This window comes from Bradyrhizobium sp. i1.15.2 (genome assembly GCF_040548425.1).
GTDB lineage: Bacteria > Pseudomonadota > Alphaproteobacteria > Rhizobiales > Xanthobacteraceae > Bradyrhizobium > Bradyrhizobium canariense.
This window is the reverse complement of the sequence record NZ_JBEPRQ010000004.1, coordinates 50444-70547: the sequence shown is the minus strand read 5'-3', so window position 1 is coordinate 70547 and position 20104 is coordinate 50444. Positions and strand designations below refer to the sequence as shown.

General features: G+C 64.3%; 21 protein-coding genes. 11 read left to right on the top strand and 10 right to left on the bottom strand.

Annotated features, from left to right (window positions below; all coding sequences use genetic code 11):
• Nucleotides 1–97 precede the first annotated feature (97 nt).
• A complete protein-coding gene (locus ABIB80_RS10160) occupies nucleotides 98–370 on the top strand; it encodes a helix-turn-helix domain-containing protein (RefSeq protein ID WP_219678604.1) in 273 nt (90 codons plus the stop codon).
• A gap of 4 nt (nucleotides 371–374) precedes the next feature.
• Here ABIB80_RS10160 and ABIB80_RS10155 read toward each other — a convergent pair whose 3' ends face one another.
• Nucleotides 375–1607, bottom strand: a complete 1233-nt coding sequence (locus ABIB80_RS10155; RefSeq protein ID WP_354127324.1) for an aminotransferase-like domain-containing protein — start codon at nucleotides 1605–1607, stop codon at nucleotides 375–377.
• Nucleotides 1608–1672: 65 nt separating this feature from the next.
• Nucleotides 1673–2200, bottom strand: a complete 528-nt coding sequence (locus ABIB80_RS10150) for a DUF3124 domain-containing protein (protein ID WP_354127323.1) — start codon at nucleotides 2198–2200, stop codon at nucleotides 1673–1675.
• A 67-nt stretch (nucleotides 2201–2267) separates the two neighbouring features.
• Here ABIB80_RS10150 and ABIB80_RS10145 point away from each other — a divergent pair, with 67 nt between their 5' ends.
• From ABIB80_RS10145 to ABIB80_RS10130, 4 genes are all read left to right on the top strand, one after another.
• Entirely contained in the window at nucleotides 2268–3995 is a 1728-nt protein-coding gene (locus tag ABIB80_RS10145) for a cation:proton antiporter domain-containing protein (RefSeq protein WP_354127322.1), read from the top strand.
• Nucleotides 3996–4168: 173 nt separating this feature from the next.
• A complete protein-coding gene (gene ribB, locus ABIB80_RS10140; protein ID WP_007607359.1) occupies nucleotides 4169–5245 on the top strand; it encodes a 3,4-dihydroxy-2-butanone-4-phosphate synthase in 1077 nt (358 codons plus the stop codon).
• Nucleotides 5246–5405: 160 nt separating this feature from the next.
• On the top strand, nucleotides 5406–6620 hold the full coding sequence (locus tag ABIB80_RS10135; RefSeq protein WP_007594720.1) for an acyl-CoA dehydrogenase: 1215 nt from the start codon (nucleotides 5406–5408) through the stop codon (nucleotides 6618–6620).
• Nucleotides 6621–6801: 181 nt separating this feature from the next.
• Nucleotides 6802–7722 carry an MBL fold metallo-hydrolase gene (locus tag ABIB80_RS10130; protein ID WP_354127321.1) on the top strand — a complete coding sequence of 307 codons (921 nt, stop codon included), beginning with the start codon at nucleotides 6802–6804 and terminating at the stop codon, nucleotides 7720–7722.
• A 51-nt stretch (nucleotides 7723–7773) separates the two neighbouring features.
• Here ABIB80_RS10130 and ABIB80_RS10125 read toward each other — a convergent pair whose 3' ends face one another.
• Both ABIB80_RS10125 and ABIB80_RS10120 read right to left on the bottom strand, forming a co-directional pair.
• A complete protein-coding gene (locus ABIB80_RS10125; RefSeq protein ID WP_354127320.1) occupies nucleotides 7774–8628 on the bottom strand; it encodes a DUF1499 domain-containing protein in 855 nt (284 codons plus the stop codon).
• Nucleotides 8629–8781: 153 nt separating this feature from the next.
• Nucleotides 8782–10410, bottom strand: a complete 1629-nt coding sequence (locus ABIB80_RS10120; protein WP_354127319.1) for a fatty-acid--CoA ligase — start codon at nucleotides 10408–10410, stop codon at nucleotides 8782–8784.
• Nucleotides 10411–10475: 65 nt separating this feature from the next.
• On the opposite strand from ABIB80_RS10120, the gene ABIB80_RS10115 reads away from it, so the two are divergent.
• A complete protein-coding gene (locus tag ABIB80_RS10115) occupies nucleotides 10476–11582 on the top strand; it encodes an extensin family protein (protein WP_354127318.1) in 1107 nt (368 codons plus the stop codon).
• Nucleotides 11583–11618: 36 nt separating this feature from the next.
• On the opposite strand, the gene ABIB80_RS10110 is transcribed toward ABIB80_RS10115, so the two are convergent.
• Complete coding sequence (locus ABIB80_RS10110) at nucleotides 11619–12305, bottom strand: L,D-transpeptidase (RefSeq protein WP_007594711.1); 687 nt, start codon at nucleotides 12303–12305, stop codon at nucleotides 11619–11621.
• Between the two features lie 336 nt (nucleotides 12306–12641).
• Here ABIB80_RS10110 and ABIB80_RS10105 point away from each other — a divergent pair, with 336 nt between their 5' ends.
• Nucleotides 12642–13619 (top strand): magnesium transporter CorA family protein, encoded by a 978-nt coding sequence (locus tag ABIB80_RS10105; protein WP_354127317.1) that lies wholly within the window; start codon nucleotides 12642–12644, stop codon nucleotides 13617–13619.
• A 186-nt stretch (nucleotides 13620–13805) separates the two neighbouring features.
• The gene (locus ABIB80_RS10100; RefSeq protein WP_106942821.1) at nucleotides 13806–14024 is read left to right on the top strand and encodes a hypothetical protein; all 219 of its coding nucleotides are present in this window, start codon (nucleotides 13806–13808) and stop codon (nucleotides 14022–14024) included.
• A gap of 78 nt (nucleotides 14025–14102) precedes the next feature.
• On the opposite strand, the gene ABIB80_RS10095 is transcribed toward ABIB80_RS10100, so the two are convergent.
• The 3 genes from ABIB80_RS10095 to pdxH form a co-directional block, all read right to left on the bottom strand.
• On the bottom strand, nucleotides 14103–14324 hold the full coding sequence (locus ABIB80_RS10095; protein WP_246648481.1) for a hypothetical protein: 222 nt from the start codon (nucleotides 14322–14324) through the stop codon (nucleotides 14103–14105).
• A 7-nt stretch (nucleotides 14325–14331) separates the two neighbouring features.
• Nucleotides 14332–15084, bottom strand: a complete 753-nt coding sequence (locus ABIB80_RS10090; protein WP_219678590.1) for an SDR family NAD(P)-dependent oxidoreductase — start codon at nucleotides 15082–15084, stop codon at nucleotides 14332–14334.
• Nucleotides 15085–15181: 97 nt separating this feature from the next.
• Nucleotides 15182–15823 carry a pyridoxamine 5'-phosphate oxidase gene (gene pdxH, locus ABIB80_RS10085; RefSeq protein WP_007594697.1) on the bottom strand — a complete coding sequence of 214 codons (642 nt, stop codon included), beginning with the start codon at nucleotides 15821–15823 and terminating at the stop codon, nucleotides 15182–15184.
• 113 nt (nucleotides 15824–15936) lie between these two features.
• On the opposite strand from pdxH, the gene ABIB80_RS10080 reads away from it, so the two are divergent.
• Together ABIB80_RS10080 and ABIB80_RS10075 are read left to right on the top strand one after the other, a co-directional pair.
• Nucleotides 15937–16344, top strand: a complete 408-nt coding sequence (locus ABIB80_RS10080) for an RT0821/Lpp0805 family surface protein (RefSeq protein WP_007594695.1) — start codon at nucleotides 15937–15939, stop codon at nucleotides 16342–16344.
• Nucleotides 16345–16454: 110 nt separating this feature from the next.
• Nucleotides 16455–17417, top strand: a complete 963-nt coding sequence (locus tag ABIB80_RS10075; protein ID WP_219678588.1) for a DnaJ C-terminal domain-containing protein — start codon at nucleotides 16455–16457, stop codon at nucleotides 17415–17417.
• 329 nt (nucleotides 17418–17746) lie between these two features.
• Here the strand turns inward: ABIB80_RS10075 and ABIB80_RS10070 are convergent, their stop codons facing one another.
• Both ABIB80_RS10070 and ABIB80_RS10065 read right to left on the bottom strand, forming a co-directional pair.
• Complete coding sequence (locus ABIB80_RS10070; RefSeq protein ID WP_007594681.1) at nucleotides 17747–18517, bottom strand: anti-sigma factor family protein; 771 nt, start codon at nucleotides 18515–18517, stop codon at nucleotides 17747–17749.
• A gap of 106 nt (nucleotides 18518–18623) precedes the next feature.
• The gene (locus ABIB80_RS10065; RefSeq protein ID WP_007594679.1) at nucleotides 18624–19112 is read right to left on the bottom strand and encodes a sigma-70 family RNA polymerase sigma factor; all 489 of its coding nucleotides are present in this window, start codon (nucleotides 19110–19112) and stop codon (nucleotides 18624–18626) included.
• A gap of 173 nt (nucleotides 19113–19285) precedes the next feature.
• Here ABIB80_RS10065 and fabI point away from each other — a divergent pair, with 173 nt between their 5' ends.
• Complete coding sequence (gene fabI, locus ABIB80_RS10060) at nucleotides 19286–20101, top strand: enoyl-ACP reductase FabI (protein ID WP_007594677.1); 816 nt, start codon at nucleotides 19286–19288, stop codon at nucleotides 20099–20101.
• Nucleotides 20102–20104: the final 3 nt, after the last annotated feature.

The following is a 20104-nucleotide window of genomic DNA, read 5'->3' as shown; positions in this document are numbered from 1 at the left end:
CGCTGACCGCCATTCGCGCGCGAATTTGATCCGCGTCAATGAGGCCGGCCGCTTCCGGAGTAGGATGGCGTTCCCGAAGGCGAAATTGGATAGACCGATGCTGAATCAAGTCAGGGATTTCGCAGGCGAGGTGCTGCCGGGGAGCTGTGCCGTGCCGCCTTATTCCGAGACCGCGTTTCTGGCCGAGCTGGGCGACCGCTTGAAGTCCTCACGCATGCGCTGCGTCCTGTCGCGCCGGGAGCTGGCCCGCCGCTCCGGGATTTCCGAGCGCTACATCGCCCAGATCGAGGCCGGCAAGGGCAACGTCTCGATCGTGCTGCTGCTGCGGCTGGCCTCCGCGATCCACGGCAGCCAGCCCCAGATCGTCTGAAGGCTCAGGCCCGCTTCTCCACATTGGCGCTGCGGGCCGGCACGCCGAACTCCTTGCGGCAGATCTCGGCCAGCACGGCGACGCCCTCGCGGATCTGCTGATGCGAGGGGCTCGCAAAGCACAGCCGCAGTCGCGATCTGGAGTGGTTTTTGTCAGTCGACCATTCCGGCCCCGGATTGATCGATACGCCGGCGGCAAGCGCGGCCTGATACAGCTTCAGCGTATCGACCTGATCGGGCAGCTTCACCCAAAGGAAGATGCCGCCCTTCGGCTCCTCGAATTCGGCGGCCGTCCCGAACTGCTCGTTGACGGCCTCCATCAGCGTGTCGAGCTTGGTGCGCAGTGCCTTCGTCAGCGCCGGCACGTGGGTCGAGAAATGCGGCTTGCAATAGGCGGCGAGCACCATCTGCTCCAGTGCGCCGGAGCCGGCGTCCGTCTTCAGCGCCAGCATCCGCGACATCACATCCCAGGGCGCGACGATGAAGCCGACGCGCAGCGCGGGCGCGATCGACTTCGAGAACGAGCCGATATGGATCACGCCGCCGTTCCGGCTCATCGCATGGATCGCCGGCGGCCGCTGTCCTGACCAGACCAGATCGGCATAGCAATCGTCTTCGAAGATGGGCACGCCGTAGTCTGCCGACAGCCGCAACAGCTCCGTGCGGCGGCCCTCCGGCATGATGCTGCCGGTCGGGTTCTGCACGGTCGGAATGGTGTAGATGTACTTCGGCCGGATGCCGCGGCCCTTGAGGTCGGCAAGCATCGTGGCCAGCACGTCCATGCGCATGCCGTCCTTGTCGAGGGGGATGCCAACCACATTGACCCCGAGCCGCGCCAAACGGGTCAGCGAGCCCTGATAGCTATCCTGCTCGAAGATCACGGTATCGCCGCGCGTCAGCAGCGTGGCGTTGACGAGGTCGAGCGCCTGCAGCGAGCCGGAGACGATCAGGAGATCGTCGACCGTGCAGTTGATGCCGGCATCGCGCTTGAGTTTCGTCACCAGGAATTCGCGCAAGGGCAGATAGCCCTGGGGGCCATGTGCCAGCCCGTAAGTGGCGAGCGAGCGGCCTTCGCGTTGCAGAGCCATGTTGGCCGCCTCGATCAGATGATCGAGCGGCAGCTGCTCGGAATCGTTGTTGCCGCCGACAAAACTGTATTTGGCGAGACCCGTCCAGCGCGCAGAGGGGGCCGGCAGCCCTGCGGGAAACAGGGGCGCAAAATCGAAGCTGGACGTCATGGGAGCGTTCCTCATTCTATTCTTGTCAGGCTGCCGGCTTTGCGCAGGTCAGTCGTGCTTCTTACTTATTTCTTGCCGACCGTCCGGGTCGGACGACCCTGGCTGATGAAAGCGTAATGCGCATTGGCGACGCCGCCAACCATCAAGGCCTCGACGGCAGGCTCGGCGATCTCGCTTGTTGCGGCCCAGTCGACGAGGAAATTGGCTCCCGTCCCGCCGCGTACGTCGTCGGTCGGAATGAAGATCGAGACGGTGGCGAGGGGCTTCAACGCGACGGGCGCCTTCAGATAGCTCTCGACCTGCCTGCCTGCGGTGTCGAAATAGGCGATGCGTTTGACCACCAGTGCTTGCGTCTCGGAGGCGTTGTGCACGCTCAGGGTCACCGAGAAGTCGACGCGCAGCTTGCCCTGGCTCATTGCGACGCTGGAATAGGCGGGCACATAGAACCCGCCGGAGACGACGAGTTCTTCTTTCGGCAGTGCGGTGAGGGAATCGGCAAAGCTTTGTTCGATATTCACCTTGGATTGAGCGTCTGCGGGGATGGAGGAGGCGAGGGGACATAGCAGCATTGCAATGGCGAGCCCCATCCGCATGTGACGAATTGCTCGCTTGCCGCGCCGCACTCGATCACTAGGGTGCGGCAAAACGGACCAATCTGGCATGCACGAGCTCATTCGCGACATCACTCTCTGTATCCTGTTTGCCTGGATGTTGGGCTTGCTTGCCCACTTCTCCAGGCAACCGTTGATCCTGGCCTATCTTATCGCCGGCTTCTGCATTGGTCCATTTGGCGCCGGCTGGGTCAAGTCGCAGGAATCGATCAGCGTCATCTCCGAGCTCGGCCTGATCTTCATGCTGTTCATGATCGGCCTGGAGATCGACCTGAAGAAGATCGTGCGGGCCGGAAAGGTCATCCTGTTCGCGGCGGGCGGACAGCTCCTCGGCGGCTGTCTGCTCGGGGTGCTGTTCTTCGTCGGCATCGGCCTGTCGCTCGGTGGGGGCCAGTTCGACGCGGTTTATCTCTGTGTCGCCTGCGCGCTGTCGAGCACCGTCATCATCGTCAAAGTGCTCTACGAGAAGCGCGAGCTCGACACGCTGCCGGGCCGCATCACCCTCGGCGTGTTGGTGCTCCAGGACATCTTCGCCATCCTGTTCCTGGCGGTGCAGCCGAGCCTTGCCAATCTGGAAATCAGCGTCATCCTGCTCTCGATCGGCCGCGTCGCGGTATTGGTCGCCGCCGCCCTGCTGGTGAGCCGCTACGTGCTGCCGCGCCTGTTTCACCAGATCGCCCGCCGCCCCGAGCTGATCCTGCTCGGCGCGCTCGCCTGGTGCTTCCTGGTCGCCGAGACTGCCGAGCGGCTGTCGCTGTCGCGCGAGATGGGCGCCCTGATCGCCGGCGTCTCGCTCTCGACCTTTCCCTACGCGCTCGACGTCACGGCTAAGGTCACGACGCTACGCGATTTCTTCATCACGCTGTTCTTCGTCGCGCTCGGCATGACCATTCCCGTGCCCGGGCTCTCCGTGATCGGGCTTGCCCTGATGATCGCGGCGTTCACGGTGGTGAGCCGCCTCGTCACCACTTTCGCCCCGCTCTATCTGATGAAGCAGGGCCTGCGCGCTAGCCTGTTGCCGGCCCTGAATCTCGCGCAGATCTCCGAGTTCTCGCTGGTGGTGATCCAGACCGGCGTCGCCGACCACCACATCGCAGCCCAGACGGCGAATGCGGCCTCCTTCGCCTTCGTGGTGCTGGCCGTGCTCTCGACCTTCGTGATGACCCGCAGCGACGAGATCACCCGCTGGGCGATCGGCCCCCTCAAGCGGATCGGCCTGCGCGATCTCGACCACGGCAACGGCCATGGCGAGGAAGGGCACGAAGGCCATGGCGAGGCGCGCCGCATCGTCATCCTCGGCTTTTTCCGTGCGGCGAGCGCGCTGCTGGCCGAGATCGAACGGCAGGCCCCGGTGCTGCTCGAGCAGATCACCGTGATCGACTTCAACCCCAATGTGTACCAGACGCTGCTTTCGCGCGGCCTGCACGTGATCTATGGCGATATCAGCAGCGCCGACACGCTGCTCCATGCTGGCGTCGGCAAGTCCGAGATGATCATCCTCAGCGTACCGGATGCGCTTCTGAAGGGTGCCAGCAACGAGAAGCTGGTCCGCCACGTTCGCACCCTCAACCCGACCGCCATGATCGTTGCCACGGCCGATCTGTTGTCGGATGTAGGCGAACTCTACGCGGCCGGCGCCAGCTATGTCACCGTGACCCGGCTCAGCGACGCTCATGAGTTGTTCACGGTGATCGAGGCCGCCCAAGCCGGCCTGTTGGCCGACAAGCGTGCCGAGCTCGATCAGCGGCTCGGCGAGCGGCGCGAAGTGCTGCCCTGACCGCGCCCGGCCGGCTTCTCACCGGGCTTTTCCGCGCCCATATCCCTGGTATGCCCGTGCAAGCCGCCCGCCGGGCAGGGCTGCGGTCCGGCATATGTGGTTGCGCCGGGGACACTAGCGCCCCGGGCCAAGTCCGGCTAAGCCTCCGGGCCATAACCGATAGAGATTGGGAAATGCCGGATAACGTCCAGGAAGTCTTGCAGGCCTTTGCCCGGGGTGAGCTCGTGGTCGTCACCGACGACGATGACCGCGAGGGTGAGGGCGATCTGATCGTCGCCGCCTCGTTCTGCACCGCGGAGAAGATGGCGTTCATCATCCGCCACACCTCCGGCATCGTTTGCGCGCCGATCACCACCGAAGATGCGCGCCGCCTGCGGCTCGATCCGATGGTGGCCCACAACGATTCCGCGCACACCACCGCATTTACGGTTTCGATCGACTACAAGCCCGACGGCGGCACCGGCATCTCGGCCGAGGAGCGCGCCTCGTGCTGCCGCGCGCTGTCCAATCCCAACGCCGGCGCCAACGATTTCGCCCGTCCCGGCCATATCTTCCCGCTGATCGCCAAGGATGGCGGCGTGCTGCTGCGCTCCGGCCATACCGAGGCCGCGGTCGATCTGTGCAAGCTCTCCGGCCTGCCGCCGGTCGGCGTCATCAGCGAGTTGATGAACGACGACGGCAGCGTGATGAAGGGCGAGCAGGTCGCCCGCTTCGCCGCCCAGCACAAGCTCAAGCACGTCACCATCGCCGACATGATCGCCTACCGCCAGGTTCGCGAGAAGCTGATCGAGCGGGTCTCGACCTTCGTCACCGAGAGCCCGATCGGGCCGCTGCAGGGCTATGCCTACCGCTCGCCGTTCGATTCCATCGCCCACGTCGCCTTCGTCTACAACGGCGTCGGCGACGGCAAGAACGTCCTGACACGCTTCCACAAGCCGAACATCGTCAAGGACATCTTCACCGGCCACAAGCGCATGGCGGCGGTGCTCGAGCACTTCAAGAAATCCGGCCGTGGCGTTCTGGTCTATCTGCGCGACGGTGCGGCCGGTGTCCCCGTGGCGCCGCTGCCCGATGAGAGCGCGACCGAGGCCGACCGCAACCGCCAGTGGCGTGAAGTCGGCGTCGGTGCGCAGATCCTGCGCGATCTCGGCGTCACCTCGATCCGGCATCTCACCTCCTCGGTGCACGACTACAAGGGCCTTTCGGGCTTCGGCATCGAGATCGTCGCCAACGAGCTGCTCGAAAGCTAGCGCTGTCATCTCAGGGTGCGCGAAGCGCATCCCCCGAGGTGAGCCTCGCTCGTCCCCGGGATTCACGCAGACCCGATCATCTGCAACGCAATTGCACTTGTTGCCGCGGCGCTTTACGTTGTCGGGCAAATTTTGACGGAACCAGACGAAAGGACGTTTCATGACCGCGCGCCCTCAGGCCAAGGACAAGCCGGCTTCGGCTTCTTTCCAATGGGACGATCCGTTCCTGCTCGACGAGCAGCTCACCGAAGACGAGCGCATGGTGCGCGACACCGCGCGCGCCTACGCCCAGGACAAGCTGCTGCCGCGCGTTGCCAAGGCCTATCTCGAAGAGAAGACGGATCGCGAGATCTTCAACGAGATGGGCGAGCTCGGCCTGATCGGCATCACGTTGCCGGAGGAATATGGCTGCGCCAATGCAGGCTATGTCGCCTATGGTCTGGTCGCGCGCGAGATCGAGCGGGTCGATTCCGGCTACCGCTCGATGAACTCGGTACAGTCCTCGCTGGTGATGTATCCGATCTACGCCTATGGCGACGAGAACCAGCGCAAGAAGTACCTGCCGAAGCTCGCCAGCGGCGAGTGGGTCGGCTGCTTCGGGCTGACCGAGCCTGACGCCGGCTCCGATCCGGCCGGCATGAAAACCCGCGCCGAGAAAGTTTCGGACGGCTATCGCCTGACCGGCAGCAAGATGTGGATCTCGAACGCGCCGATCGCCGACGTGTTCGTGGTCTGGGCCAAGTCGGCCGCGCACGACAACCAGATCCGCGGCTTCGTGCTGGAGAAGGGCATGAAGGGCCTGTCGGCACCGAAGATCGGCGGCAAGCTGTCGCTTCGCGCCTCCATCACCGGCGAGGTCGTGATGGACGGCGTCGTGGTTCCGGAAGACGCGCTGCTGCCCAACGTCTCCGGCCTGAAGGGCCCGTTCGGCTGCCTCAACCGCGCCCGCTACGGCATTTCCTGGGGCGTGCTCGGCGCGGCCGAGGACTGCATGCACCGCGCCCGCCAGTACACGCTCGACCGCAAGCAGTTCGGCAAGCCGCTGGCTGCGACCCAGCTCGTGCAGAAGAAGCTCGCGGACATGCAGACCGAGATCGCGCTGGGCCTTCAGGGCTCGCTTCGCGTCGGCCGCCTGATGGACGAGGGCAAGTTCGCGCCCGAGATGATCTCGATCATGAAGCGCAACAATTGCGGCAAGGCGCTCGACATCGCCCGCGTCGCGCGCGACATGCACGGCGGCAACGGCATCTCGATCGAGTATCACGTGATGCGCCACGTCCATAACCTCGAGACCGTCAACACATACGAGGGCACCCACGACGTCCACGCCCTGATCCTGGGCCGCGCGATCACGGGTATTCAGGCGTTTTTCTGATTGCCATGTATTCCATGGCAGTTGCCTTGCTCCGCTGTCATCGTCCGCCTCGTGCGCATTGCGCACTGGGGCGGACGATCCAGTATCCCAGAGACCTCGCCTTCGTCTCGACCGCCGCGGCGTACTGGATACCCCGCTTTCGCGGGGTATGACGGCAGAGAGTTTGGCTACAGGAAGTCCCATGTCCGACAATGACGACGTCCCGTTCAACCGCGACTTTCCGCTGAAGCCCGGCATCGTCGAGGAAGTCCGTCCTGGCGTGCGGCGGGTGCTCTGTAACAATCCGAGCCCGTTCACTTTCACCGGCACCGTCAGCTACATCGTGGGCCGAGGCAACGTCGCGATCATCGATCCCGGTCCGGACGACGAGGCGCATGCGGCGGCCCTTCTCGATGCTGTCAGCGGCGAGACGGTGAGCCATATCTTCGTCACCCACACCCACCGCGACCATTCGCCGAACACCGCGCGGATCAAGCAAGCGACCGGCGCGCCTGTTTACGCCGAAGGCCCGCACCGCGCCTCGCGCCCGCGTTTCGAGAGCGAGAAGCACAACCCGGAATCCGGCGCCGACCGCGACTTCGCACCCGATATCAGGATCGGCCATGGCGACGTCGTCGAAGGAGACGGCTGGCGGCTCGAGGCCGTGGCGACACCCGGCCATACCGCCAATCACCTCGCGTTCGCCTGGCCCGAGCGGAAGTTCAACTTCGTCGGCGATCATGTGATGGGATGGTCGACCTCGATCGTGGCGCCGCCCGACGGCTCGATGATCGACTACATGGAATCGCTGGATCGCCTCGCCGCGCGCGAGGAGGATGTGTATTTCTCCGGTCACGGTCCCGAAATTCCCGACGGTCCGCGCTTCGTGCGTTTCCTGATCCGTCACCGCAAGGCGCGCGAGGCCTCTATCCTGCACCGCCTTGCCAAGGGCGAGACCGACATCCCGACCATGGTCCGGGCGATCTATATCGGCATCGATCCGAGGCTCACCACGGCAGCGGGTTATTCCGTGCTGGCGCATCTGGAGGATCTGGTCGCCCGCGGCGTGGTGGCGACGGACGGCGATCCCGTGATTGGCGGGACCTATCGGATGGCGAACTAGTCCCTCGTCATTCCGGGGCGCGCGTTAGCGCGAACCCGGAATGACAGAATCCTACTTCTTCACCGTCTTCGCCGGCGCTTTGGGCGGCGCCACCGGCGTCTTCTTCACCGGCTTGAGTGCGTCGGCATCGGCGGCGGTGTTGAGATCGTCGATGAATTTCTTCACGCGCGCGGCGTTGCTGCCGAGGTCACTCTCGAAATAGCGCGAGGCGGAGCGGATATCGACGCGGGAATCCTCGCCGTCGGGCACGACGCGGATTGCGATGTCCTCGCGGAACCCCATGATCGGCGAGCGCGCCACCGCCTCGATGCGGCCGATGCGGCGCGGCGGCTGCGGCGCGCGCTCGTCGATCACCAGCCATTTGCGCTTGTTGACGAGCTGAAGCGCGATCGCATAGGCGCGGTCGACTGAAATCTCGAGTTCGATCGGCTCGATATCGGGATAGAACTGACGCTGCTGCTCGGCCGAATAGAGGCCGGCATACACCGCGGGGTTGGCACCATCGCCGGTGCGCAGGCGGGCCAGTGCGTCGAAGCGCGGCGGGTCGATCGGGTCAGTCGTGATGTCGTGGATCGCCGGCAGCTTGCGGTATTGCAGGCCGAGATAAGCTGGATAGGCGAGGATCGCGCCGTCGATCAGGAAGGCAAGCAGGATGCGCGCCATGCCGCGCGAGCCGTTCTGCCAGATCGCAGCGAAGCCGGCGAGCCCGAACAGGATCGAGAGCGCCGCAATCCCGAGCCCGCCGAAGAAGGTCGCGAGTGCCGGCTTCATCTCCAGGAAGCCGAACCGGACGATGATGATCGAGACCACCACCGCCACCACTGCGAACACGGCCAGATTGCGCGCCCAGCTCGCGAGGCTGGACACGGGCTCCGACTGATAGGGAGCGGAAAACCTGCGGGCCATCGGGTGAGCTCTGCCGGGGTCTTAGGGACGGTGCCGGCCGATCTGGCACGACGATGGGCCGTTGAGACCACGGCCCGCGGGCAAATTCAAGCGTTCCGCAGAAGGCTGCATCGTCATGGCCGAGCTTGACCCGGCCATGACGGTGGTGGCCGCCTACGCCGCCGCGTTCGGGAAGCGGTACTCCCTAAACTGGTCGCGCAGCGCGGTCTTCAGGATCTTGCCCGTCGCCGTATGCGGGATGCCTTCGACGAAGGCAACGTCGTCGGGCATCCACCATTTGGCGATCTTGCCGTCCATGAACTTCAGGATGTCCTCGCGGCTGGCCTGCTGGCCCTGCTTCAGCTGCACGATCAGCAGCGGACGCTCGTCCCATTTGGGATGGAATACCCCGATCACGGCGGCTTCCGCCACGGCTGGATGGCCGACGGCGAGGTTTTCCAGCTCGATCGAGGAGATCCATTCGCCGCCGGACTTGATCACGTCCTTGGAACGGTCGGTGATCCGCATGTAGCCGGCCTCGTCGATGGTCGCGACGTCGCCGGTGTCGAAGAAGCCGTCCTCGTCGAGGATGTCAGTGTCGACCCGGTAATAGGCCTTGGCGACGGCCGGGCCGGCGACCTTGAGGCGGCCGAAGGTCGTGCCGTCCCACGGCAGTTCCTTGCCGGCATCGTCGGTGATCTTCATCTCGACGGCGAACGGCGCGTAGCCCTGCATCTGCAGCACGTCGAGCCGTGCCTCGCCCGTCGCATTCTGGAACGGCGGCTTCAGCGCCGCGACGCTGCCGATCGGGCTCATCTCGGTCATGCCCCAGGCGTGGCGGACGTTCGAGCCCATGTCGAGGAAGGCCTTGATCATCGAGCGCGGCATCGCCGAGCCGCCGCAGATCACCATCTTCAGGTCCGGCAGTTTCAGATTGTTCGCGGTCATGTGCTGGAGCAGCATCAGCCACACCGTGGGCACGCCGGCGGTATGCGTCACCCTCTCGGTCGAGAGCAGCTCATACACCGAGGCGCCGTCGAGCTTGGCGCCGGGCATCACGAGCTTGGTGCCCTGCGAAGGCGCGGAGAAGGCGATGCCCCAGCTGTTGGCGTGGAAGAGCGGCACCACGGGAAGCATGGTCTCGGAGGCGCTGGTGCCGAGCGCATCGACATTGTTGGCCATCAGCGCATGCAGCACGTTGGAGCGATGCGAATACAGCACGCCCTTGGGATCGCCGGTGGTGCCCGATGTGTAGCACATCGCGGCCGCCGTGTTCTCGTCAAAGTCCTTCCATTTAAACTTGCCGTCGGCCTCCGCAATCCAGTCCTCGTAGGCGACCACGTTCTTCAGCGTCGTCTGCGGCATGTGCGCCTTGTCGGTCAGTACGACGTAGCGTTCCACGCTTGTCAGCTTGTCGGCGATCTTCTCCAGGACGGGAATGAACGTGATGTCGGTCATCACGATGCGGTCCTGCGCATGGTTGATGATCCAGGCGATCTGCTCGGGGAAAAGGCGGGGATTGACGGTATGGCAGATGGCGCCGATCCCCATGATGCCGTACCAGACTTCAAGATGGCGCCAGGTGTTCCAGGCGATCGTTGCGACACGGTCGCCGAGCTTGATGCCGTCGCGCTCCAGCACCTGCGAGACCTTGAGCGCGCGCTTGTGGATATCGGCATAGGTGGTGCGATGGATCGGTCCCTCGACCGAGCGCGTCACAACCTCCTGCTTGCCATGAATCTTGGCGGCGTGTTCGATGATCCGGTGGCAGAGCAGGGGCCAGTCTTGCATCAAACCAAGCATTCGGTCGTTCCTCCGAGAAGCCGCTGGGCGGATTGTCGCTCTCAGCGTTGGGCCAAAGAATTGTCATGAGTTTTAGCCTGCCCGCCTTTCGCCGCAAATGGTCTTGTCGCGGCTATATGTCCATCGGCGCGGCAATGGTTACCGTCGTGCTCGGGCTCGCGGATCGGGCGGAGGCGCGCAAATATGGGTCCCCGCTGGACATCTTTGGTATTGCTGCACCACGGCCGCGCGCGGCGGCTCATTCTGCCAATATCTCCGGCAAGATCCCGCTCCCGCGGCCTCGCCCCGAGGAGGCCCCCAAGGCATCGGCCAAGGCGTCGGACGAGGCTCCTCCGGAGACCGGCGGCAAGCCTTCCCCGGACAAACCTGGCAGCACCAAGCCCGCCGAGGAGGCCCCCCCGCCCGAGAAGCAGGCCTCGGCGTGCCGCCTCGGGCTGACCGAGGAGATCGCGATCGCGCCCTCGATCCCGGATATCCGCGGCCCGGGCGCCTGCGGCGGTGAGGATCTGGTGCGGCTCGAAGCCATCGTGCTGCCGGACAAGCGCAAGGTGGCGGTCAAGCCCGCGGCGATCCTCCGCTGCACCATGGCGTCCGCAATCGCCGATTGGGTGCGCAAGGACGTGGTGCCGCTGGCCGCGAGCCTCGGCTCGACCATCAGCGATCTCGACAATTTTGACAGCTTCGAGTGCCGCGGCCGCAACCGCGTTGCCGGCGCCATGCTGTCCGAGCACGGCAAGGCCAACGCGATCGATGTGCGCGCCATCAAGCTCGCTAACGGGCAGTCGATCGGCCTGACCGACCGCACCATGCCACGCGAGGTGCGCGAGCGCGTGCTGCATTCGGTCTGCTCGCGCTTTTCGACCGTGCTCGGCCCCGGCTCGGACTGGTACCATGAGGACCATATCCATCTCGACCTCGCGCAGCGGCGCAACGACTACCGGATCTGCCAGTGGAACGTCTGGGATCCCCTGCCGCAGGTTGCGCCGCTCCTGCCGCCGGAACGGCCCGAGGAGGCCCCGCCGCGTGAGGTCGCGGCCAAACCTGAAGAAAAGCCCGAGACGAAGCAAGGAGTTGACGACGAGGCGGAGAAATCTCCTACGCCTGCGGACAAGTCGGGGGCCGAGGGCCACAAAGCCCAGCCGCACAAGCCGGCAACAAAAAAGCGCCGGTGAAACCGGCGCTTTTGAATGTCAGAGATCAGGAGGCAATCAGTAGCTGCCCGCCTGGCCAGTTCCGCCGCCGCCGAGCGCAAGGCGCGAATTGTACGGCGAGTCGCCATGCTTCGGTTCGAGCACCACGACGATGGTGCCGACCTTGACCCGGCCATAGAGGTCGATCGCGTCCTCGTTGGTCAGGCGGATGCAGCCCGACGAGATTGAGGCGCCGATATATTCCGGCTGATTTGTGCCGTGAATGCGGAACAATGTGTCCTTGCCGCCCGAATACAGATACATCGCCCGCGAACCCATCGGATTGTCCGGACCGGGGGCGACGAAGGTGGGCACGCCCAGGCGCGAAATCTCGCCGGGGGTCGGGTGCCAGGCCGGCCATTCGGTCATGCTGCCGACCTTGGCAATGCCGGACCAGGCCATGGCTTCTTCACCGACGGTGATGCCGTAGCGGATCGCCTTGCCGCCATCCAGGACGTAGTAGAGGTAATGGTTGTCGGAATCGACCACGATCGAGCCGGGCGATTCCTTGCGGTGGTACTCGACGATGGCGCGGCGGAACGGCTCTGCGACCGGGGTGTTCTCGTACCGAACCTTGGCAAGGAGTTCCTTGTCCTTCGGCTTGAATGCCTTGGTGTCGGTCGCTTCAAAATGCGTGGCCTGCATGCAGCCCGACAGCATCAGGCCAGCGGCCAAAATACCCAGCGTAACTTTCAGCAACGACATGATTTGGTTCCAATCGACAACAACAAGCTTTCGTGGGGCTTGAGCAGGCCCAATTCCACGATTCCGTTGGCCCCATTATCGTTGAAATCTGCCACAATTCCAGCCTTACGAAGCTTCTCCCGCGCTGCAAGACCTTACCTGTGGCTTTTCTGCCGCAAGTTTTGCGGGCCCGAGTCGGTTTCTGGGCAAAACGGGCACATGTGTCGATTCCGTGCCACAGTTGGGCCACGGCGCCGCCACAAATGCAAACGCTCCGTTAATGTGCTTGTCATCATCAACTTGTCAGAATCGCGCTAAGGGCTGTCAGTCTGTCGCAGGCCCCTCCTGGAGTTGTGCATGTTTTCTGTGTTTGTTCCCTCCGATTCCTCCCTCAAGAAGGCCATCGTCGAGGATCTCGCGGCAGTACCGGAGCATGCGGTCTGGATCGACCTGGTCAACCCGACCGCGGCCGAGGACAAAGCCGTCGAGAAGCTCTCGGGGATCGCAATCCCGACCCGGGAGGACATGCAGGAGATCGAGATCTCGAGCCGCCTCTATATGGAGAACGGCGCGCGCTACATGACCGCGACGCTGATGTGCCACTCCGATACCGACATGCCCCGAACCACGGCGGTGACCTTCATTCTCGGCGACCACCGCCTGGTGACGGTGCGCTATGACCAGCCCAAGCCCTTTGCGCTGGTCGAGGCCAAGCTGGCCCGTTCCTGCACGCCGGCCATCACCGGCGAGATGGTGCTGATGGAACTGCTCGATGCCGTGATCGACCGCTGCGCCGACATCCTGGAGCGCTGCGGCGCCGAGATCGACCAGGTCTCGCATGACATCTTCGAGCCGGAGAGCGAGCGCCACGGTCATGCCAAGCAATATTCGCAAATCCTGATCTCGATCGGCCGCAAGGGCGACCTGACCTCCAAGGTTCGCGAGAGCCTGGTCTCGATCGGCCGTGTCGTCGCCTTCCTCTCGGCGGTGGTGGAGGGCGTGAAATGGTCGAAGGACATGCGCGAGCAGCTCAAGACCATGCAGCGCGACGTCGTCTCGCTGACCGATCATGCCTCCTATCTTTCCAGCAAGATCACCTTCGTGCTCGACGCCATGCTCGGCGTCGTCAATCTCGAGCAGAACAACATCATCAAGCTGTTTTCGGTCATGGCGGTTGTCCTGATGCCACCGACGCTGATCGCTTCGATCTACGGCATGAACTTCAAGTCGATGCCGGAACTCGAATGGGCGCACGGCTATCCGTTCGCGCTGGTGCTGATGCTGATTGCGGCGATCGTTCCGTACTGGATCTTCAAGTGGAAGAAGTGGCTGTAATAGCTACCGAGACCTTACGCGGGACGCAGAGACACAGTGTCTGGTGTCGCAGAATAGAGCGGGATTGCGGCCGCACGGCGATGTGTGCTCGCCGCCCCAATTCCTCCGGTAAAATTTGAGCGGTGGGCTGAACGTTTACGCGAAACTTGTCTGCGATAAGGAGCAGGTAAGCCGCGAGGAACAGCCATGGTTGAAAAACACATAACGACGCCCCCCAACGTCATCGATCTGGCGAGCTATCGCCACGTCGTGACGAGCGGCAAGGCGTCGTCGATGTCGGCACGCATGTGCCGACACTGTGGTGCTCCGCTGCTCGACGGTGAGAACGACGACGATTGTTCGACTGCAATCAGCACGGCCGCTCCGCAGCCACGCGAGAGGTCACGTCGGATTCGACTCGATTGAGGAACGGAAGCCAAGGGCGATCCAGGTCTTGCGGCGGCGTTGTCTGGATCGCCTTGCTCCCGCCCTTCGGCAAATCAGCTAGCGCTTCACGATCTGCGCCGTCGAGACGATGGTCTCGGCCACGACCCCGTTGCCGCTGAAAGAAGCCAGGTGCTCCCGGACGTCGCGTAGCATCGCCTCGACATTGTCGCCCAGCGCATCTGGTGATGACGACGAATAGGTCAGCGTGCGCCGCGTCAGGTCCTCCACGCCAACTACGTGGCTGGTCTCGACCGTGACGAGTTCGGTGGGCCGACCCATGCTTCGCCTACACGTGCTGGCCGCCGTTGATGTGGATCTCGGCGCCGTTGACGTAAGAACTGGTGTCCGTACACAGCACGTAGATGATCTTGGCGACCTCGTCGGGCGTGCCGAGCCGGTGCATCGGGATCTGCTGGTCGACGATCTTCTCGGTGCCCGGCGACAGGATCGAGGTGTCGATCTCGCCCGGCGCGATCGCATTGACGCGCACGCCGACGCGGCCGAAGTCGGAGGCCATCTCGCGCGTCAGGGATGCCAGCGCGGCCTTCGAGGTGGCGTAGGCGGCGCCTGCGAAGGGATGCACGCGCGAGCCCGCGATCGAAGTGACGTTCACGACAGAGCCCTTGGCCGTCTTCAGTTCCTCGAGCAGCCCGCGCGCCATCATGATCGGCGCGAAGAAGTTGACGTTGAACACATGCGTCCAGGTGTCGAGGTCGGTGTCGATCGAGCCGAGCCTGGAGCCGTCGGCGCCCTTCGGTGAGATCGCGGCATTGTTGACCAGCGCATGCAGCATCCCGCCTTCGAGACGGTCGCGGATGTCGGAGATTGCGCGGGTGGTATCGGCGGGCGTGGCGAGGTCGACCTGGATATGGTCCTCAGGGCCTGCATCCCACGGACAATCCTCCGGGAACGGATGTCGCGAGCAGGTGATCACGCGCCAGCCGGCCGAGGAGAAACGGATCACGGTGGCATGGCCGATGCCGCGGCTCGCCCCGGTCAGGAGCAGCGTGCGGCGCGGCGCGTTGGAAGGCTGCGGCATGAAGGTCTTTCAGGTTGGAGCATGATCCGGACCCGGAGGGCCGCGTTAGCGCAAAGCGTGCAGCGGTTTTCCGAAGGGATCATGCTCGAACAAAATACTAAGGATACATCCGCGTCTTGGACCATTTCTGGCCGGCCGCGTCACGGCGAAATTCGATGCGGTCGTGCAGGCGGAATGGGCGGTCATGCCAGAATTCGATACGCGACGGCGTGATGCGCCAGCCGCTCCAGCCCGGCGGCCGCGGCACCTCGCCGATCATGTGCTTGGCGGCGACCTTGGCGATCGCCTGCTCGAAGGCGAAGCGGCTCTCCAGCTCCTGCGACTGCTTGCTCGCCCAGGCACCGATCTGCGCCTGTTTCGGGCGGGTGGCGAAATAGGCGTCGGCTTCGGCCTCGGTCACCGGCGTCACGTTGCCGCGGATGCGGACCTGCCGGCGCAGCGACTTCCAGTGAAAAAGTAACGCCGCCTTAGGATTTGCGGCGAGTTCGCGGCCCTTCTGGCTGGCGATGTGGCTGTAGAAGACGAAACCATCGGTATCGAAGCCCTTCATCAGCACCATGCGCACATCCGGCAGGCCATCGGGATCGACGGTTGCGAGCGCCATGGCGTTCGGATCGTTCGGCTCGCTCTTGATGGCTTCGTTCATCCAGGCCTCGAACAGCGCAAACGGCTCGTCGGCGGCGGTGAAATCACCGGATGTTAAGGGTGTCTGGTGTTTCATCGAGGTCGTGTCGGTCATGTCTGGGGTCCGAGTTGCGTCCTGCGGTCCAAAACGCGCTGTTGTCTGCTACCGCCCTATATAGGGTATGGGGACGCGTTGGCCTATCGGCGATCCGGCCGTCCGGCTTCGTCATGACGATCATTCTGATCGGGCTCGGCACCGGCGGTTGCAGCTTCTCCCGCAACGACAAGAGCGCCTACGCCAAGGCCGAGGACAGCGACCTCACCGGCTCGATCGCAATGCCGGCCAGGGCGGCGGCACCGACCGAGACCGATCTCGCCTTCGCCCGCAACGCCGCCTCCGACGTCCTCAGCAAGAACGACAAGGATTCCAGCCAGCATTGGGAGAATCCGGAAACCGGGGCGCGCGGTTCGGTCACTCCGATCGCGCAATCCTATGCCGCCGAGGACGGCCGCAAGTGCCGCGACTTCCTGGCGAGCTACGTCAACGGCAGCACCGAAAGCTGGCTCCAGGGCGCGGGCTGCCAAAGCAGCCGTGGCAGTTGGGAGATTCATACGCTAAAGCCGTGGCGGAGCTAGGAATCGCTTCACCAGGCTAGTTGCAAAAATACCACTCGCCCCCCACATGAGGCTCAGTTGGGGGCGGGGAGCCCTTTGAACAATTCGATTTCTTGAAGGAGACGTGACGGATGCGCGACCCCTATGAGGTCTTGGGGGTGCCGCGGAGCGCCAACGCTGCCGCGATCAAGAGCGCCTATCGCAAGCTTGCTAAGAAGCACCATCCTGACAGCAACAAGAACGACCCGAAGGCGGCCGAGCGCTTCGCTGAGCTCAATTCGGCCAACGAGATCCTCGGCGACGAGGACAAGCGCAAGCAATTCGACCGCGGCGAGATCGACGCCGACGGCAAGCCGCGCTTCCAGGGCTTTCCCGGCGGCGGCGGGCCGCGCGGTCGCGCGGGTCCCGGCGGGTTCGAGAGCTATACGTTCCGCGGTGGCGGCGCGGGCCCTGGTCCGGGCGGCGGCGCGTTCGAGGACATCCTCAACAGCATGTTCGGCGGTGGGCCGCGTCCGCGCCCCGGGGCCGGCGGCGGTGCCCAGTTCGAATTCGACACCGGCGGGATCGGGCTCGATCTCGACGTCAATGTCGCTATGACCGTCTCGCTGGAGGAGGCGGTGAAGGGTGGCGAGAAGCGCGTCCGGCTGCCGAACGGCAAGGAACTCAACGTCAAGGTTCCGGCCGGCGTGACCGAGGGCCAGCAGATCCGGTTGCGGGGACAGGGCGAGAGCGCCCAGGGCCATCCGCCGGGTGATCTCCTGATCACGATCGGCATCGCGCCGCATCCGTTCTTCAAGATCGAGGGCGCCGATCTCCGGATCGACCTGCCGGTCACGCTTTATGAGGCGGTGCTTGGCGGCAAGGTCCGCGTGCCCACCCTCGGCAATGCCGTGGAGCTTTCGGTCCCGCAAAACACCTCTAGCGGCCGGACCTTCCGGCTTAAGGGCAAGGGACTGCCAAAAGCTGGCGGAACCGGGGATCTCTTCGTCACTGTCAGGATTATGCTACCGGACGGGAACGACGCCGAGCTTGAAGCATTGATGGAGAAGTGGCGGGACCAACGCCCCTACAATCCACGTAGCGGGCTTGGCTAAGCGTGATCCAGAAAGTGTGAAGGGGTTCTCCTAACGACTGAGAGCGTCGTCCATCGAGATGATGCTCATCATATGCCCGAGGCGTGGTAGCTCTTCTTGGCTCACGTGCTCGACGTGTCGGCTGTCCGGCGGGGCAGCCGATAAAAAGGTGCGGCCTCGAGAGGGGGACCAGCGCGGTACCAAAAACCCCAATCGAGGCCGCCCGCGTCGATCGGCGGATCGAACGCTGCTCATTTTCGCGTGATCATCCGGTGCGATAATGAGACGCGCCGATGTCTTCATTCCAAATTTTCAATGTCGGAATCGAGGCACCGCGCTTGCGTAGTTGTCTAGGTGCCGCTTTTCTCTGCTTGGTCGTAGACCGCCTGCGCCACTTTGGTCAGCCGATCCCGGTCGCCGCCACCGCTGACGACGTAGCCGACGCCGCGCTCCGACCAGAACAGCGCCCCGTCCTTGTCCGTTCGGGCGTAGCGCATCTGCGTTGCACCATTCTCGGTCTTGGCGGTGTAAATCGTGTACCGCTCGCCCGAGGCACCCTCATACATCAGGAACGACGCCGGCCCGTTCGGCCCCGGCAAAAGCCGGCCACCGACGAGCTTTAGTCCACTCGCCTCCAGGTTCGGTGCAAACACGGTCCAGCCGCAGCGCCGGGTCAGCCAGGCCTGGAGGTGGTCGCGCTCGTTGCCGCCGACCTCGACGGGATGGCGAACCTCGACGACATAGAGGCGGTGGGCGTCGAGTGCGTCAGTCGTAAAACTCTGGAAGGTCGAGGGCGCGTTGGCGGCGCCATGCGCCAGCCAGCCGGCGGTGCCGCCGGCGACGAAGGCCACCAGCACGGCCGCGGCGGCGCCATAGAGCCAGTGCCGCGGGCGGCGCTCCAGCCGTTCGAGCTCCAGCCGCGCCGGCACCGGCTCCTGGGCGACGGAATCGTAGCGGGCGTGCAGCATCTCGGCCATGGCGCGCCAGGACTGCACGCGCTCGCCATCCTCAGGCTGCGCGGCAAGCCAGGCTTCGACGTCGGCGCGGCGCTCGGCCGGCAACTCGCCGTCGACATAGGCGTGCAGTTCGTCCTCGGTCACTGGGATCTTGCGGTCGTTCATATCGATCGTCTCTGGCTCTGCGGCCCAAAATGTTCTTCGTGGTTCAACTGCGCCGCTTCCCATGCCATGCAGGAGAAACGACCGGCGCGATGCATCAATCCTGCCATCATTTCACCCGCCTGAGCGCCGGGCGCTCACCCTCCAGCGAGGCTTTAACGTGGGCGCGGGCGCGTGCCAGGCGCGACATCACGGTGCCGATCGGCACGCCCTGGATGTCGGCGACCTCGCGGTAGCTCATGCCCTCCAGCATCACCAGGAGCAGCACCGAGCGTTGCTCCTCGACGAGCGTCGCCAGCGCCCTCTCGATATCGCGCCCTTCGGCTTCGGTCCCGCTGGCGTCCGGGTTGTTCTCCGTCAGCTGCATGAATTGCGGGCGCCGTGCCAGCGAGCGCCGCCGGTTCTTGTTGAGGTTGGTCAGGATCGTATAGAGCCAGCTCCTGACGTCGCCCCCGAGGAACAGGCGCTCCGAACGCAGCGCCCGCACCAGCGTATCCTGCACCAGATCGTCGGCCGCATCCGCCTCGCGCGTGAGCGCGCGGGCGTAGCGGCGCAACGCCGGGATCATGGCTTCAACGCTCTGGCGAAACGCACTCATTGCGATCTTGACGTCCTGATGTCCGGCGCGAGCGCCACAACGATCATAACACCCGAGCGGAACGGCTATTCCGGCGCGTGAAACAGCGTTAACGCCGCGTATTAGGACTGTACCGCCACGGAGGGCTGGTGTACCTCCAAACCTTACCGGGAGCTCGACGGGACGTTAGCAAAATGGCGCAGAATTCAGGTCTGATGCAGGGCAAGCGGGGCGTGGTCCTCGGCGTTGCCAACAACCGCTCGATCGCCTGGGGCATTGCCAAGGCATGTCACGCGGCCGGCGCCGAGCTCGCCTTCACCTATCAGGGCGATGCGCTGAAGAAGCGCGTCGAGCCGCTTGCCGCCGAGATCGGCGGGCTCGTACTCGGCCATTGCGACGTCACCGATGCCGCGACCATCGATGCGGCGTTCGCGGTGCTGAAGGAGAAGTGGGGCAAGATCGACTTCCTGGTGCATGCGATCGCCTATGGCGAGCAGCTCGACGGCCGCTACGTCGACACCACGCAGGAGAATTTTTCGAAGTCCATGCTGATCTCCTGCTACTCGTTCACAGCCGTGGCGCAGCGCGCCGAGAAGCTGATGACCGACGGCGGCTCGCTGATCACGCTCAGCTATTACGGCGCCGAGAAGTGGATGCCGCATTACAACGTCATGGGCGTCGCGAAAGCGGCGCTCGAAGCAAGCGTGCGTTATCTCGCCGCCGATCTCGGCGAGAAGAACATCCGCGTCAACGCGATCTCCGCGGGGCCGATCAAGACGCTCGCGGCGTCCGGCATCGGCGATTTCCGCTATATCCTGAAGTGGAACGAGGCCAACGCGCCGCTGCGGCGCAACGTCTCCACGGAAGACGTCGGCGGCAGCGCGCTGTATTTCCTCTCGGACCTCTCGCGCGGCGTCACCGGGGAGGTGCACCACGTCGATTCCGGCTATCACGTGCTCGGCATGAAGCGCCCGGACGCGCCGGACATTTCGTTCGGCGGGAAGGACTAACTT

Excerpts from the sequence above, each read along its gene's own strand:
- ABIB80_RS10160 (WP_219678604.1), top strand. The coding sequence starts at position 98 with ATGCTGAATCAAGTCAGGGATTTCGCAGGCGAGGTGCTGCCGGGGAGC.
- ABIB80_RS10155 (WP_354127324.1), bottom strand. The coding sequence starts at position 1,607 with ATGACGTCCAGCTTCGATTTTGCGCCCCTGTTTCCCGCAGGGCTGCCG.
- ABIB80_RS10150 (WP_354127323.1), bottom strand. The coding sequence starts at position 2,200 with ATGCGGATGGGGCTCGCCATTGCAATGCTGCTATGTCCCCTCGCCTCC.
- ABIB80_RS10145 (WP_354127322.1), top strand. The coding sequence starts at position 2,268 with ATGCACGAGCTCATTCGCGACATCACTCTCTGTATCCTGTTTGCCTGG.
- ribB (WP_007607359.1), top strand. The coding sequence starts at position 4,169 with ATGCCGGATAACGTCCAGGAAGTCTTGCAGGCCTTTGCCCGGGGTGAG.
- ABIB80_RS10135 (WP_007594720.1), top strand. The coding sequence starts at position 5,406 with ATGACCGCGCGCCCTCAGGCCAAGGACAAGCCGGCTTCGGCTTCTTTC.
- ABIB80_RS10130 (WP_354127321.1), top strand. The coding sequence starts at position 6,802 with ATGTCCGACAATGACGACGTCCCGTTCAACCGCGACTTTCCGCTGAAG.
- ABIB80_RS10125 (WP_354127320.1), bottom strand. The coding sequence starts at position 8,628 with ATGGCCCGCAGGTTTTCCGCTCCCTATCAGTCGGAGCCCGTGTCCAGC.
- ABIB80_RS10120 (WP_354127319.1), bottom strand. The coding sequence starts at position 10,410 with ATGCTTGGTTTGATGCAAGACTGGCCCCTGCTCTGCCACCGGATCATC.
- ABIB80_RS10115 (WP_354127318.1), top strand. The coding sequence starts at position 10,476 with ATGAGTTTTAGCCTGCCCGCCTTTCGCCGCAAATGGTCTTGTCGCGGC.
- ABIB80_RS10110 (WP_007594711.1), bottom strand. The coding sequence starts at position 12,305 with ATGTCGTTGCTGAAAGTTACGCTGGGTATTTTGGCCGCTGGCCTGATG.
- ABIB80_RS10105 (WP_354127317.1), top strand. The coding sequence starts at position 12,642 with ATGTTTTCTGTGTTTGTTCCCTCCGATTCCTCCCTCAAGAAGGCCATC.
- ABIB80_RS10100 (WP_106942821.1), top strand. The coding sequence starts at position 13,806 with ATGGTTGAAAAACACATAACGACGCCCCCCAACGTCATCGATCTGGCG.
- ABIB80_RS10095 (WP_246648481.1), bottom strand. The coding sequence starts at position 14,324 with ATGGGTCGGCCCACCGAACTCGTCACGGTCGAGACCAGCCACGTAGTT.
- ABIB80_RS10090 (WP_219678590.1), bottom strand. The coding sequence starts at position 15,084 with ATGCCGCAGCCTTCCAACGCGCCGCGCCGCACGCTGCTCCTGACCGGG.
- pdxH (WP_007594697.1), bottom strand. The coding sequence starts at position 15,823 with ATGACCGACACGACCTCGATGAAACACCAGACACCCTTAACATCCGGT.
- ABIB80_RS10080 (WP_007594695.1), top strand. The coding sequence starts at position 15,937 with ATGACGATCATTCTGATCGGGCTCGGCACCGGCGGTTGCAGCTTCTCC.
- ABIB80_RS10075 (WP_219678588.1), top strand. The coding sequence starts at position 16,455 with ATGCGCGACCCCTATGAGGTCTTGGGGGTGCCGCGGAGCGCCAACGCT.
- ABIB80_RS10070 (WP_007594681.1), bottom strand. The coding sequence starts at position 18,517 with ATGAACGACCGCAAGATCCCAGTGACCGAGGACGAACTGCACGCCTAT.
- ABIB80_RS10065 (WP_007594679.1), bottom strand. The coding sequence starts at position 19,112 with ATGAGTGCGTTTCGCCAGAGCGTTGAAGCCATGATCCCGGCGTTGCGC.
- fabI (WP_007594677.1), top strand. The coding sequence starts at position 19,286 with ATGGCGCAGAATTCAGGTCTGATGCAGGGCAAGCGGGGCGTGGTCCTC.